Origin of the sequence: Pseudomonas sp. GM_Psu_1, from assembly GCF_026544185.1 — a bacterium.
GTDB classification, from domain to species: Bacteria; Pseudomonadota; Gammaproteobacteria; order Pseudomonadales; family Pseudomonadaceae; genus Chryseomonas; species Chryseomonas oryzihabitans.
The window spans coordinates 177,732-191,488 of record NZ_JALNUX010000007.1 but is presented as its reverse complement, the minus strand read 5'-3'; the positions used below and the strand labels follow the sequence as shown (position 1 = coordinate 191,488).

Genomic DNA, 13,757 nt, shown 5'->3' with positions numbered 1-13,757 from the left:
TGCGGGCGTCAGCGTCGACGCACGCAACCCTTGTCGTCGAAGGTCACCAGGCGCGAGCGTTCCTTGCGCTGGCGCGCCTCGTAGTGATAACGAGTCAGGGCATCCAGCTGGGAAATCCGCTGCGGTGGTCCCAGGGCGTTCTCCACGTCCGCCCGGCTCATGCCGACCCTGACCTGTCCCCGGATGATCGCCTGCCGCCTTTCGCTGGGGCTGAGCAGATCGCCGCACCCATCCGTTCTGGCTGCCACCACTGTTGGTGGGCGTTGCGCCTCCTTGCGCGGAGGGGCCTTGGGTTTCGCCATCAGCGTGGGCCTGGCGCCGCCCGGGCGGGGATTGTCCGCGCGTTGCAGGCGGCTGTCGCTGTCCGAAGCACAGCCGCTGGTGGAAAAGGTGAGGTGGCCGGCGGCATCTTCGCAACGATAGACCGTGGCCGCCTGGGCAGAGGCGCAGCCCAGCAACAGGCCGAGCACGACGAGCTTCTTCATGGGACGTCCTCCTTGACGTAGCGCTCAAGCTTAGCGGGTTAACGACCGCGGGACGAGCGTTGCAAGCGCGGCTTCGATACCGGCCCAGAGCCCTTGCAAATAGCTGTTTTGAAAACCTTTTGCGTTCGCACCCATAACCGGTCCGGTGTATCATCCCCGCCGTCAGCCCCGCCGGGGCAGTGGTCATCCCCCCTTATGGACTTACCCAGTCAACACTCAATCGCCTTTTTCGTCCCGTTGTTGAGATAGGGTTCGTCGGTGCGCTCCGCCGGCGGGCCGGAGTGCGCTATGACCGTAGTGAACGAAGCAGAAATCAGAAAGCCCCACGAGACGCTGCAGGAGCGTCTCGCCCAGGTCGTCGAGTTGCTGGAGCGCTACGACCTCGCCGTCGAGGCGCGTGAAGACCACGATCGCGCCCCCGTATCCCCCGCCGATATCCCCGAAGAGGGCCTCGAAGAGCTGCGTGCCCGGCTGGACGAGCTGCACCCGGCCGACGTCGCCTTCATCCTCGAAGCCCTGCCGCAGGAAGACCGCCTGACCGTCTGGGGGCTGGTCAAGACCGAGCGTGACGGCGAGATCCTGCTGGAGGTCTCGGACGCCGTCCGTGAAACGCTGATCGCCGACATGGACGATCAGGAAATCCTCGCGGTGGCCGGTCAGCTCGACGCCGACGAACTCGCCGACCTGGCGCCGGACCTGCCGCGCGACGTCGTCCATGAACTGATGGAGGCCCTCGACGCCCAGCAGCGCGAGCGGGTGCGCTCCGCCCTGTCCTACGAAGAGGACCAGGTGGGCGCGCTGATGGACTTCGAGATGGTGACCATCCGCGATGACGTCGCCCTGGAAGTGGTGCTGCGTTATCTTCGCCGGCTGAAAGAGCTGCCCGACCACACCGACAAGCTGTTCGTGGTCGACAACGACAGCATCCTCAAGGGGGTGCTGCCGATCAAGCGACTGCTGGTCAACGATCCGGAAAAGCTGGTGGTCGAGGTCATGGCGAAGGAGGCGGTGGCCTTCCATCCGGACGGCGACGCCTATGACGCGGCCCAGGCGTTCGAACGCTACGACCTGGTTTCGGCGCCGGTGGTGGACAAGAACGGCAAGCTGATTGGCCGTCTCACCATCGACGAGATGGTCGACCTGATCCGCGAGGAAAGCGAAAGCGAAGTCCTCAACATGGCTGGTCTGCGCGAAGACGAAGACGTCTTCGCCTCGGTGTGGAAATCGGTGGGCAACCGCTGGACCTGGCTGGCCACCAACCTCATCACGGCCTTCATCGCCTCGCGGGTCATCGGCCTGTTCGAGGGCTCGATCGAGAAACTGGTGGCCCTGGCCGCGCTCATGCCCATCGTCGCCGGCATTGGCGGCAACTCGGGCAACCAGGCCATCACCATGATCGTGCGCGCTATGGCGCTGGGGCAGATCAGCGTGACCAGCACCGCGCGCCTGCTACGCAAGGAGATGGGCGTCGCCCTGTGCAATGGCGTCATCTGGGGTGGGGTGATAGGGCTGGTGGCCTTCTATCTCTACAGCAGCTGGTCCCTGGGCCTGGTGATGATGGGGGCCATGACCCTGAATCTGCTGCTGGCGGCGTTCATGGGCGTGCTGATTCCCATGACCCTGCAGCGCTTCGGTCGCGACCCGGCCATGGGGTCGAGCGTCCTGATCACTGCGGTCACCGACAGCGGCGGCTTCTTCATCTTCTTGGGACTCGCCACCCTGTTCCTGATGTAGGGCAGGGCAGGGTGCAGCGGGCTGCCCAGGCGCAGGGCAGCCCGGACGCCGTCAGGATGCGGCGTCGATGTCGTGGGCGATCAGCGAGATCAGGGCGTTCTGCTGGCGACCCGACAGTTGCCGAAAGCGCTGCAGCAACTCCCGCTCGCTGGCGGTGATCTCCGGACTGTCCAGGCGAAGCCCGGGTTCGTCCCCAAGGGCGCCCTCTTGCTGCAAGCTCTGCTCGAGACGCGCGATGATTTCGGAGTTCATGCTGCGATGATGGTTGCGGGCCACATCCGCGATGCGCTCTCGCATGCCCTCGGGCAGACGCACGACGAATTTGTCAGCGGTACGGCTTGAGTAGGATCTAATGGCCTGGGTCATTGAGGTACTTCATCTGGAGTCAAAAATCAGTGAAGGCATAAGCCCTCGTCTCGTTCCGCTAGCACTCACGGCACCTTGGACTCTGTAACCACCTGTCCCTAGGTATCTGTTTTTATTGACGTCAATTTACCGACGTACAGAACAAATTGCAAAGCTGCTGAAGAACTTCCTGCCTGTGCCGCCCCGCGCGCAGTGTCGCGCTGCCTGAACCGGAACATGACAAACCTTCCGCTGCTCGTTACCATGAGCGCCCTTTCCTGTCCCAGTAGCTCAATTGGATAGAGCATCCCCCTCCTAAGGGGAAGGTTGGTGGTTCGACCCCACTCTGGGACACCAGATTCCTTTCCAGAACCTCTCCTCGCGATCCGACGCCTTCAACTGCCCTTGCCGAACCGTTACAGCAGTTTGGAGGATAGGGCAAAAACGGCGACCTTGTCCGACTTCCAAGCTCTTCCAGTGGCGATTTGTGGCTGTGATCACAGCATAGAGCAGCAGACAAAAACCTGCCGAATTTATCTGTACTCTCCGTTGGCTAACCGTCTGCATTGCTTGTATCTGGAGCGCCTCTGGAGGTTCGCGTCATGGCCTTTTATCCCGTCCTACTTTCAGTCGTGTTCGTTGTGCGTAATCAGGCTACCGAGTTGCAGAGCGTCCTGGAGCGCGCGGCAACTGTTATCGGTCCCTTGGTAAGTGACTACGAACTTATCATTGTCGACAACGCCTCTTCTGATGACAGCGTAGCTCGATTGAAGCAACTCACCAGCATCAATGGCCTGCCCAATCTGCAGGTATATGCCCTGACCAAGGAAGTGGACTCCGATACCGCCGCCTGGGTGGGACTGGAGAATGCGCTGGGGGACTTCGCGGTCGTCATAGATCCGGAAACCGATGACATCGCCTTCTTGCCCGACATGTTGCAACAGGCTGCCGGTGGCATCGACGTGGTGTTCGCCAACAATCAGCAGAAAGTTCGGCAGACCCTGTCCTACAGTCTTTGCTCCAAGGGCTTCAACAGTCTCTACAAGCAGTTCAACGGCGTCGATCTGGCCAAGGATGCGCCTCAGTACCGGATGCTCAGCAAGAAGGTCATCAATTACATCCTGCGCCACCCCGCGCCGGCGCTGACCTATCGCCATCTGCCGGCGACGGCGGGCTTCTCGCGGATCAATCTCGAATACAGCATGCCGCCGCGCAGCACCAAGCCCAAGCGTTTGTCCGGCAGCTTCGATCGCGGTGCCCGGCTGCTGGTGTCCTCCACCCGCAAGCCCATGCGCATGGTCAGTTTCCTGTCCATCGTTGGGGCCCTGTCCAATCTGCTCTATTCGATCTACGTCATCGCCATCGGCCTGTTCAAGGATGACGTCGCGCCAGGTTGGGTGACGATTTCATTACAGCAGTCCGGCATGTTCTTTCTCATTTCGCTGGTCCTGCTGGTGCTCGGCGAATATGTCCTGCAGTTGACCCACAGAGTCAACGAAGGGCCGCTCTATCATGTCGCCCAGGAGTTCACGAGTGCGGTCATGACGCGCCGTGACAAGCTCAATGTCGAAGTAGTGCAGGGCGGCAATGCCGCAAGGCCGGCCACTCAATCCGGCATGGCCTGACGATCATGAGAGATGCGATCGTCATAGGTGGCGGATTTTACGGGGCCATGACGGCCCTGTATCTCATGCGCGTGAGAGGCTTTGCGAAAGTCACTCTGGTCGAGCGGGAAGACGGGCTGTTGAAGCGCGCCTCTTATCACAATCAGGCGCGCGTCCATAACGGTTATCACTATCCCCGCAGTTTCGTCACGGCCTTTCGCAGTCGAGTCAACTTGCCGCGCTTCTTGCGCGATTATCCGGATGTGGTGGTGCGCGACTTCACCAAGTTGTATGCCATTGCCCGCAACAACTCCAAGGTCACGGCCAAACAGTTCGAACGCTTCTGTCAGGGGATCGAGGCGTCGCTGCAACCGGCGTCCGAGGAATTAAGTCGATTGTTCGACGATCGACTGATCGAGGCGGTTTATCTCACCGAGGAATATGCCTTCAACTCCGCCGTACTCGCCGCTGAAGTGAGTCGCGAACTGGATGCCGTCGGCGTCGAGTTGCGCTTCAAGAGTCGCGTGACGGCGATCCGCGGCGAACGCGGCGGCCTGGGGGTCGACGTGGTGGACGAAGCCGGCGGCCAGGAGGAGATGCAGTGCCGCTATCTCTTCAACTGCACCTACAGCGGCCTCAACCAGTACGGTGGCGATTTCCCCGGGACCGCCACCCGGCTGCGTCACGAAATCACCGAGATGGCGCTGGTGGAGATGCCTCCGGAACTGCGCAACCTCGGGGTGACGGTCATGGACGGTCCGTTCTTTTCCATGATGCCGTTCCCGGCCCGGGGTCTGCACACCCTGTCCCATGTGCGCTACACCCCGCACCTGAACTGGGAAGACGCCAATGGCACCGATCCCTATGCGCTGCTGGACGGCTATGACCGCGCCTCGCGGGCGGACTGGATGGTGCGCGACGTGGCCCGCTACATGTCGGCAGCGGCGCGGGTGGAGTACCGGGATTCGCTGTTCGAAGTGAAGACCATTCTGATGAAGAACGAAGGCGACGACGGCCGTCCCATCCTCTTCGAACAACATCCCCAACTGCCCGGCTGCTATTCGATGCTGGGTGGCAAGATCGACAACATTTTCGATGCCCTGGAGCGCCTCGATGCCGAACCCTTCCACTGAAGCGACACCCAGGGGGGTGTCCGGCGTCGCCGGCTTCATCAGCGTTCTGGTCTTTTCCATCATCAATTTCTTTCTGTTCGGCAAGGGCGTCATCCTCGATCCCTTCCACCAGGGGGAGTATTTCGCCACATTGCCGACGCTGCTGCACAGTCAGCCGGGCGCCCATGCCTTCACCATCCATGGTGGCCTGGATTTCATCCCGGTATGGCTGGCGGAGACCTGGTTCGGCGCCCAGCACACCTTCCTGGTGACCCAGATCCTCTATGGACTGTGCAACACCGGTGCGGCACTGCTGCTCTGGGGAACGGCCGTGTTGCTGTGCCCGGTGCCCAAGGGCCGCGCGCGCCTGATCCTGCTGGTCGCCGTGGGCGCCGTGGCGACCCAGGTGGTGGGCTATCGTGATCTCTTCCTGCTGCTGTCGCTGTTTCTCTTCTGCCTGCATCGCAAGGTGGAGACCACGCCGCGGCGACTGCTGTGCGAGGTGCTGCTGGGTCTGGCTGCCGGCTTCAACCTGTTCTGGTCCTATGACCGCGGCATCGCCGGGGTGCTGGCCATCGGCTCGGCGGTACTGCTCACGCTGCTCCTGCAGCGGCGGCATGTCCTGTCTCTGCTGAGCTTCGTGGCGACTGTCGGCTGGCTTGGCGTTGGTACCGATTTCTTCGCCCTGACCGATTACGTCAAGAACCTGACCTTCCTCCTGGAGACCTCGTCCCAGTGGGGCTACGGCTTGAGTGCCCGGCCGCTGGCCCTGAGCCTGCTGCTGGCGGTGCCCACGGCCCTGGCGGGTTTCGCCCTGATCCGTTGTTTGCCCTGGCCATGGCGCTGGAGCGAGGATCTGCCACTGATCGGTGCCCTGGCCGTGTTGCTCGCGATCTTCTTCAAGATCGGGGTCAATCGCGCGGACTTCCAGCACATCCAGATGGGTTTCTGGGTCCCCCTGCTGAGTCTGCTCTATGCCGCCCGGCGGCAGCGCCTCGCGCGCAACGGTGGCTGGGATATCTCGGCCCACCCGCGCGCGGCGGTCGCGGCCATTGCCGCTGCGGTGCTGCTGGGGCTGGTCGGACTTAATCCCTCGCCGTTCTTCGCGGTACTGCTGGTTGGTGCGCTGCTGGCTTTCAGCCGGCGCCTGCTGGTGCCCGCCCTGGCGGCGCTGCTGGTGCTGCTCGCCGCCTTCAACCTCTACAAGTCGCCGGTGGAGCGAGTGTGGGCCCAGGGGCTCGCCTGGGTGCCGAAGCTGGCCGCCTTGCCGGATGACGCCGCCCTGGCAACGCCCGGAGTGCAATGGGCCTCGCAGCGCCTGCTGGAGAGCGGCGCCCACTGTGTGTTCGACCTGGCCAACAACGGGGTCATCAACGGGGTGACCGATCTGCCGGCCTGTACCAAGTACATCTATCCGGTCTATGCCACGCCGCCCTACGAGGCCGATCTGCTCAGCGATCTGCAGCATGCCGATCCGCCGGCGGTGGTGTATTCGACGACCTTCTGGTCATTCAACCTGAACAACATTTCCATGCACGACAAGTTTCCACGACTCAAGGCCTACCTGGACGAGCGTTATCCCGTCGAGGAGTGCCAACCGGACTATTGCCTGAGATTCAAGACCAAGGGGTGAGCAACATGAAGACCGACGCATTGATAGGGTACAGCGGCTTCGTGGGGTCGACGCTGCTCAAGCAGAAGGCCTTCGGCGCGCTGTTTCGCTCCACCAATATCGACCAGATCGGCGACCAGCCCTATGGCCAGGTCATCTGCGCCGGCGCCCCTGCCCAGAAGTGGATCGCCAATCGCGATCCCGAGGCCGATCGCCAGAAGATCGATGGCCTGATCGGTCATCTGTCGCGGATCCAGTGCGATTCCTTCGTGCTGATCAGCACCGTGGACGTCTTCAAGCAGCCGCTCGGGGTGGATGAGACCACCGCGGTGGACGAAGAGGGCCTGCACGCGTACGGCGCCAATCGCTATCGACTGGAGCAGTTCGTCCGGGAACATTTCGCCAATGCCCTGATCGTCCGCCTGCCTGGCCTGGTCGGTCCCGGCCTGCGCAAGAACGTGATCTATGACCTGCTCAACGACAACAACCTGCACGCCGTGGAAAGTCGCGGCGTCTTCCAGTTCTATCCGATGGTCAATCTCGGCTATGACATCCAGACCGCCCAGGCCGCCGGGCTGGACCTGGTGCACCTGACCGCCGAGCCCATCAGCGTGGCGGACATCGCCCGCCAGGGCTTCGGACGCGACTTCGGCAATACCCTGGAGGGTACGCCGGCGCGCTACGATTTTCGCAGCGTGCATGCCGAGGTCTTCGGCGGGCGTGACGGCTACCAGTACAGCGCCCGCGATACCCTGCTGGCCGTGCGCGCCTATGCCCAGTCGGAACCTCCGGTCATCAAGGCGGAGGGTCAGTGATGCGCATCGCCATCTCCAATATCGCCTGGGAGCCGACCGATGACGCCATGGTCGCCGAGATCCTGCAGCAATACCGGGTCGATGCCATCGACATCGCGCCCGGCAAGTACTTCGCCGATCCCAAGACGGCCACCGCCCAGGACATCCAGGCGGTGCGTCAGCAGTGGCAGGCCCGCGGCATCGAGATCACCGGTATGCAGGCCCTGCTGTTCGGCACCACCGGACTCAATGTCTTTGGCGCCGACGATATCCAGCGCGCGCTGCTGGCGCAGCTGGAGGGCGTCTGCCGGGTCGCCGAGGGACTGGGCGCGACGCGCCTGGTGTTCGGCTCGCCGCGCAATCGCGATCGCTCGGGCTTGAGTGACGACCAGGCCCTGGCACAGGCACGGGATTTCTTTCGCCGTCTGGGCGATGTGGCCGCGACCCATGGCGTGCAGATCTGTCTGGAGCCGAATCCGCCCCGCTATGGCGCCAATTTCATGATCGACAGCGATTCCACCGCCGCCGTGGTGCGGGCGGTCGAGCATCCGGCGATCCGCATGCAACTCGATACCGGCGCCCTGACCATCAACGAGGAAGATGCCGCTCGCGTGCTCGAAGAGCATGCGGAGCTGATCGGTCACGTCCATGCCAGCGAGCCGGACCTGGTGACCTTGGGGGAGGGCGGTACCAACCACGAGGGCATCGCCTTCGCCCTGACCCGCCGCCTGCCGGAACAGGTCGTCAGCATCGAGATGCTGCCAGCCAAGCAGGGCTCCAACCTGGCCGCGCTGGAGCGTGGCGTCCAGGTCGCGGTCAAGGCCTATCGAGACCTGCCGGAGGCTGCCGCATGAAGTGGCTGATCCTGATCCTGGGCATCGCGTCCAACGCCTCGGCGAGCGTGCTGGTGAAACTGGCCATGCTGCCGCCGCGGCGTTTTCCCAGCCTGAGCGATCCCATGGGCGCCCTGGCCAACTGGCCGTTCTGGCTCGGGCTGTTCATGTATGGCCTGGCCTTTCTGCTGTACGCCGCCGCCCTCGCCAAGCTGCCGCTGAACGTGGCGCATCCGGTGCTGACGGCCGGGGCCATCGCCAGCGTCGCACTGCTGTCGGTGGTGATCTTTCGCGAAGCCTTTCCCTGGACCACGGCGGCAGGCATCGTCCTGATCATCGCCGGCGTCGCCCTCATCACGGCCCGTGTCGGTTGAACCTGGAGGACCTATGACTACTGCAATTCCCGCCACCGAGCGCGCCCTCTGGCAGGTGCCCAGCTATTCGACGACCTTCTGGAACGGCCGTAGCCGCCCGCACTGCGTGGTGATTCCGGTCATCAACGAAGGCGAGCGCATTCTCAACCTCCTGCGGCGCATGGCGGCGGTCAGGATCGCCGACATCGCCGATGTCATCATCGTCGACGGCGGCAGCACCGATGGTTCGCTGGAGCCGCAACGGCTGCAGGAACTGGGCGTCCGCGGACTGCTGGTCAAGACCGCGCCGGGCAAGCTGAGCGCCCAGCTGCGCTGCGCCTATGCCTTCGTCCTCGACGAGGGTTACACCGGCATCGTGACCATCGACGGCAACGACAAGGACGATCCGGACGCCATCCCGCGCTTCATCGAAGCCATCGAGCAGGGTTACGATTTCGTCCAGGCCTCGCGCTTTCTGGCCGGCGGCGTGGCGGAGAACACCCCCAAGTCCCGTGACTTCGCCATTCGCTTCATCCATGCACCCATGCTGAGCCTGGCCTCGGGTTTCCACTGGACCGACACCACCCAGGGTTTCCGCGCCTACAGCCGGGCCATGCTGCTGGATCCGCGCGTGGCACCGTTCCGCGACGAGTTCACCACCTACGAGTTGCTGGCCTATCTGTCCTACCGGGTACCGAAATTGGGCTATCGCTGCGTGGAACTCCCCACCGTGCGGCGCTATCCGAAGGGCGAGGTACCCACCAAGATCAGCAGCGTCAGAGGTAATCTGTCGGTGTTGCAGGTACTGATGAAGGCCTGTGCAGGCCACTACAACCCACGCCTGGGCGAGGATGCCCAGTTGGCGGCGCAACGACGAAGCTGATCCCGTCGCGCTCGCCTGATGCGCAAGAGACGATGGAGTAGGCAATGGTGCGTGTGCTGTCGGCGTTTCGCGGGCTCTATTTCGCGACGCTGTTGATGTTGATCGGGACCGGTCTGCTGAGTACCTATCTCGGCCTGCGACTGGCCGCCGATCAGGTGCAGGGACTCTGGGTCGGCGCTCTGACCGCCGCCTATTACGCAGGACTGGTGATAGGCGGCAAGCTGGGGCATCGGCTGATCGCCAAGGTTGGCCATATCCGCGCCTATGTGACCTGCGCCGGGGTGGTCGGTGCCGCGGTGCTGGGCATCGGCCTGCTGCCCTGGTTGCCGGTGTGGCTGGCGCTCAGGGTACTGATCGGCATGGGCATGATGTGCCAGTACATGGTGCTGGAAAGCTGGCTCAACGAGCAGGCTGGCCCTGGCGAGCGGGGCAAGGTCTTTTCCGGCTACATGACCGCCTCCTACCTTGGCCTGGCGCTGGGGCAGGTGGTGCTGGTGCTCTCGCCCGATCTCGGCGTCGACAAGCTGATGCTGGTCGCCATCTGCTATGCCCTGTGTCTGGTGCCAGTAGCGGTCACCGGCAAGATCCACCCGGCGCCGCTCAAGCCGGCGCCGCTGGAGCCCACGTTCTTCATCCAGCGGATTCCGCAGTCGTTGACGACGACCCTGGTCGCTGGACTGGTGATCGGCTCCTTCTATGGCCTGGCGCCGCTCTATGCCAGCGCCCAGGGCCTGCCCACCGAGCGCATCGGCCTGTTCATGGCCTGCTGCATCTTCGCCGGTCTGATCGCCCAGTGGCCGATCGGCTGGCTTTCGGATCGGCACGATCGCAGCTGGCTGATCCGCGTGGTCGCCATCGCCCTGACTCTCGCCGCCCTGCCGTTGGCCGTGCTGCCCCATGTGCCGCCAGTGGTGCTGCTACCCCTCGGCCTCATCGCCAGCCTGCTGCAGTTCGTGCTCTATCCGCTGGCGGTGGCGCTGTCCAATGACCATATCGAAGGGGAGCGCCGGGTCTCCCTGAGTGCCATGCTGCTGGTGACCTTTGGCATCGGTGCCTGTATCGGTCCGCTGGTGGTGGGGGCTCTGATGAATCTGGTCGGACCCAATATGCTCTATGCCTTCGTCGTCCTCTGCGGGGCGATCCTGATCTGGCGCATCCGGCCGGATGCAGTCACGGGCAAGCACCTGGTCGACGAGGCGCCGCTGAGCCATGTGCAGATGCCCGAAGGGTCGACCAGTTCGCCGCTGGCGGCCGCGCTGGATCCACGGGTCGATAGCCAGGTGGTACACGACCAGATGCATACTGATCCGGTCATGGAGGAGGAACCCGCCGAGGAGGGGGCGCCTCTGCAGGAAGAGATCGAGTTTCCCCGGAATCCGCCTGAATCCAAGGCGACCTGAGAGTTGGAGGAGGGCGCCCAGCAGCCGTGGGCGCCCGATCGGTCACTCGAACCGGCGATTTTCTCGCTGCAGCTGGTAGATGAAGCGCTCGACTTGGCGCTGGGCTGCGCCACTGAGGTTGTCGAAGCAGACGCCCACGTCGCTGTATTCCAGGCGGTCCGGACAGGCCACGTGGCGGATGGTCACCGGCGTGTTGATGGCGCCTATGGGCAACTCGGCGGTAAAGCTCTGGACCCGCTGCCCGGGTTGCAGCAAGTGGGTCACGTTGCCGGGAAAGCGTAGCTTGCAGCCCGTGGCCGACAGATCAATCAGTTGGCCACGCAGCTGGATCTGGCTGTTGCCCTGACTCAACTCGGCCGTCGCCGGCTGGGTCAGCAGCAGCTTGACCCGATAGGCATTGCGCCGCTGGTGATAGGTGAGCTCGGTGGGCAGGCCGATCCAATAGCAGCGGTTGCCGTCCAGTTCGCTGAACTCGACCGGATGATCAATCTGCCAGGTGACCTTGATGCCCTCGTGGAAGCTGTCCACCCGAAACGCCTGGCCCTGTTCGAGCAGGCGTTCGGCTTCACGTGGGATGAATTCGTCCAGCGCGATCAGTCCCTTGGCTTCGTCGATTTCGACGACGAAGCTCTGGAATTGCTGCCCCTGACGATTGAAGGTGATCCGCAGCGGAATGTGCTGCTGTTGCGCCGGCCGCAGGCAGGCCAGGATCTCGCCCTTGGAGCGATAGATCTGGGGTGGCTGAGCGGCGTTGTCGCTAGCGGAAGAACCTTGCACCTGGAAACTCCTGTAAACAGCGGTCAGCAAGAATACTGGCTAGCTGCCATCTGTACAGCAAAAACGCGTTGGGGGAAAAGCTTCGAGCTCAAGCCGAACTCAGCGGACGCTGATAACCGCCACCGGTCTGGCTGCCGCGACGGTTGTACAGCGTGGGTGCCGAGGTGCCCTGCAGCACGTTCAGCAGCTTGCCGACCACGAAGCGGTTGGCCTGGATGATCTGGCCATTGCGGACGTTATGCGCCTTGCACTGCTCCATGAGCTGCGCGAGCTGACTGGAAAGCGCCAGCAGTTCTTCCCCATCGGGTAGCCGCGCCGCTAGGGCTTGCAAGCCCTGCAGATCCGAGCGCAGGCCGTGGGCCTGGAGCAGGGCAGTGCGCTGCTGGGCATGCTGGTCGAGCTGCTTGAGCAGGATCTGCTTGGTACCCAGCAGGGCTTCCAGCCGATCGAGCTGACGCTCGCTCAAGGCCTGGAATTCCTGCTCGATCAGGGCCAGCAGTTGCTCGCTCAGGTCGATGTCGTGGCGGGTGATCTCGAGCAAGGTGGCATTGGGCATGGCACGGTTTCCTTTCGAACGTTAGTGACGATCGTCAGAAAGGCCGTGCCGAACCGGGCGTCAGGACTCGAACGCCATCAGTTTGTCGGCCACTTTCTGGCTGTCGACCTTGTAGGAGCCATCGGCGATGGCCTGTTTCAGGCGGCTGACCTTGTCGCTGTCGACCACCGGCAGATCCTTGAGCCCTGCCGTCAGGGAGCTCAGTTGCTTGGCTTCAGCGCTCAAGCTGACCGACTCGCCGGAGGCGGTGCTCTGGGTAGCCTTGACGTCGCTGGTCTGAGCCGCGGACACGTCCTTGGTTGACGCCGCCTTGGTATTGCCTATGCCCGCAGTAGAGGACGAATTCAGGCGATTGATATCTAGAGCCATGAGTGGAGATCCTCGTGTCGTCTCGTTCGCATGTCCGGCTTATCGGCGTGCAATGCCGAAACTTTAGCCGTAGACCTGTGCGCCCCGTCACATCCTTCGACAGGATGACGCGCAGAGGTTCAGGAAGCGGACGTTCAAGGTACCTCTTTTGGCTCTTGCGCTAAAGGGCTACCTCCACCTGGCCCTGATCGACGACCCGACCGTGAATTACCCGGTTGGAGCTGAGGTTGCGTACGCGGATCTCCTCGTCCTTGGCGCCGGCGCTGAGGGCCTCGCCCTGCATGCGGATGCTGAAGGAGGCGCTGCGGGCATTGATGACCACCTGCTCGCCCTTGCGAATGAGTTCGGCCTGCTCGATAAAGGACGGCGCCAGGACCTGCTCACTGACCACCTGACGCTTCAGCTGGGTGCCTATCACCTGTTCCAGGCTGGTCAGGTAGCCCTGGGTCAGGGTGCCGACATCACGCTCCACCAGCGCCACGTTCTGGCTGTCCAGCACCGCGCCACGCAACAGGGGCTGCAGCGTGACCACCACTGGGCGATACAACTTGACCTGCGCGGGCACGAATACCGTCCAGGGACTAGCGCCTTCGCAGCGTACCTTGACGTTTATCCGACCCACCGGGGTCGGGTTGCCCTGCTGCGACAGCGTCAGGGGTTTGTCGCAGGCGGCCAGGCGCAGGCGGGAATCCAGCGAGTTGATCTGGGTTTCATGGCGCGCGTTGGAATGGGTCTCCAGCAAATATTCCTGCACGCGCTCCTCAAGAAAACTTTCGACGGCGCCGATAAGTTCGTCAGATGAGGTGTAGTCGCCTTCTGCATAGGCCTTTCCGCCCAGGCATGTCAGGATCAGCAAAAGATTCGCAGCCCAGCGGCAAGAAGTCTTCATAGGTCGGAAAC

The 13,757-nt window shown here is 63.1% G+C and carries 15 protein-coding genes and 1 tRNA gene; 10 read left to right on the top strand and 6 right to left on the bottom strand.

Annotation, left to right across the window (positions count from 1 at the left end):
* Positions 1 to 8 precede the first annotated feature (8 nt).
* Positions 9 to 485 (bottom strand): DUF4124 domain-containing protein, encoded by a 477-nt coding sequence (locus tag OXS31_RS14625; protein ID WP_042132897.1) that lies wholly within the window; start codon positions 483 to 485, stop codon positions 9 to 11.
* A 297-nt stretch (positions 486 to 782) separates the two neighbouring features.
* On the opposite strand from OXS31_RS14625, the gene mgtE reads away from it, so the two are divergent.
* A complete protein-coding gene (gene mgtE / locus OXS31_RS14620; RefSeq protein ID WP_027598049.1) occupies positions 783 to 2,219 on the top strand; it encodes a magnesium transporter in 1,437 nt (478 codons plus the stop codon).
* A gap of 51 nt (positions 2,220 to 2,270) precedes the next feature.
* Here the strand turns inward: mgtE and OXS31_RS14615 are convergent, their stop codons facing one another.
* Entirely contained in the window at positions 2,271 to 2,585 is a 315-nt protein-coding gene (locus tag OXS31_RS14615; protein WP_007160462.1) for an Arc family DNA-binding protein, read from the bottom strand.
* A gap of 259 nt (positions 2,586 to 2,844) precedes the next feature.
* Here OXS31_RS14615 and OXS31_RS14610 point away from each other — a divergent pair.
* The 9 genes from OXS31_RS14610 (at position 2,845) to OXS31_RS14570 (ending at position 11,155) form a co-directional block, all read left to right on the top strand.
* A tRNA-Arg gene (locus OXS31_RS14610) sits at positions 2,845 to 2,921 on the top strand.
* A 245-nt stretch (positions 2,922 to 3,166) separates the two neighbouring features.
* On the top strand, positions 3,167 to 4,189 hold the full coding sequence (locus OXS31_RS14605) for a glycosyltransferase (RefSeq protein WP_027598048.1): 1,023 nt from the start codon (positions 3,167 to 3,169) through the stop codon (positions 4,187 to 4,189).
* Positions 4,190 to 4,194: 5 nt separating this feature from the next.
* Positions 4,195 to 5,301: an FAD-dependent oxidoreductase gene (locus OXS31_RS14600; RefSeq protein ID WP_267399864.1), complete on the top strand. Its 1,107-nt coding sequence runs from the start codon at positions 4,195 to 4,197 to the stop codon at positions 5,299 to 5,301.
* On the top strand, positions 5,282 to 6,913 hold the full coding sequence (locus OXS31_RS14595) for a hypothetical protein (protein WP_267399863.1): 1,632 nt from the start codon (positions 5,282 to 5,284) through the stop codon (positions 6,911 to 6,913). Before OXS31_RS14600 ends, OXS31_RS14595 begins: the two co-directional genes overlap by 20 nt.
* A gap of 5 nt (positions 6,914 to 6,918) precedes the next feature.
* The gene (locus tag OXS31_RS14590) at positions 6,919 to 7,707 is read left to right on the top strand and encodes an NAD(P)-dependent oxidoreductase (RefSeq protein ID WP_037007070.1); all 789 of its coding nucleotides are present in this window, start codon (positions 6,919 to 6,921) and stop codon (positions 7,705 to 7,707) included.
* Positions 7,707 to 8,540 carry a sugar phosphate isomerase/epimerase family protein gene (locus tag OXS31_RS14585; RefSeq protein ID WP_267399860.1) on the top strand — a complete coding sequence of 278 codons (834 nt, stop codon included), beginning with the start codon at positions 7,707 to 7,709 and terminating at the stop codon, positions 8,538 to 8,540. Before OXS31_RS14590 ends, OXS31_RS14585 begins: the two co-directional genes overlap by 1 nt.
* Entirely contained in the window at positions 8,537 to 8,893 is a 357-nt protein-coding gene (locus OXS31_RS14580; protein WP_007160456.1) for an SMR family transporter, read from the top strand. The genes OXS31_RS14585 and OXS31_RS14580 overlap by 4 nt, the downstream gene beginning before the upstream one ends.
* A gap of 13 nt (positions 8,894 to 8,906) precedes the next feature.
* On the top strand, positions 8,907 to 9,755 hold the full coding sequence (locus OXS31_RS14575; RefSeq protein WP_027598042.1) for a glycosyltransferase family 2 protein: 849 nt from the start codon (positions 8,907 to 8,909) through the stop codon (positions 9,753 to 9,755).
* A 44-nt stretch (positions 9,756 to 9,799) separates the two neighbouring features.
* On the top strand, positions 9,800 to 11,155 hold the full coding sequence (locus tag OXS31_RS14570; RefSeq protein WP_267399856.1) for an MFS transporter: 1,356 nt from the start codon (positions 9,800 to 9,802) through the stop codon (positions 11,153 to 11,155).
* A 42-nt stretch (positions 11,156 to 11,197) separates the two neighbouring features.
* On the opposite strand, the gene OXS31_RS14565 is transcribed toward OXS31_RS14570, so the two are convergent.
* The 4 genes from OXS31_RS14565 to flgA all read right to left on the bottom strand — a co-directional run bounded on the left by OXS31_RS14565 (position 11,198) and on the right by flgA (position 13,611).
* Positions 11,198 to 11,932, bottom strand: a complete 735-nt coding sequence (locus OXS31_RS14565; RefSeq protein WP_077172390.1) for a flagellar brake protein — start codon at positions 11,930 to 11,932, stop codon at positions 11,198 to 11,200.
* Positions 11,933 to 12,020: 88 nt separating this feature from the next.
* Entirely contained in the window at positions 12,021 to 12,488 is a 468-nt protein-coding gene (locus tag OXS31_RS14560) for a flagellar protein FlgN (RefSeq protein ID WP_267399852.1), read from the bottom strand.
* A 60-nt stretch (positions 12,489 to 12,548) separates the two neighbouring features.
* Positions 12,549 to 12,857, bottom strand: coding sequence for a flagellar biosynthesis anti-sigma factor FlgM (flgM, locus tag OXS31_RS14555; RefSeq protein WP_027598038.1), 309 nt, complete (start codon positions 12,855 to 12,857; stop codon positions 12,549 to 12,551).
* A gap of 160 nt (positions 12,858 to 13,017) precedes the next feature.
* Positions 13,018 to 13,611 (bottom strand): flagellar basal body P-ring formation chaperone FlgA, encoded by a 594-nt coding sequence (flgA, locus tag OXS31_RS14550; protein WP_255211779.1) that lies wholly within the window; start codon positions 13,609 to 13,611, stop codon positions 13,018 to 13,020.
* Positions 13,612 to 13,757 lie beyond the last annotated feature (146 nt).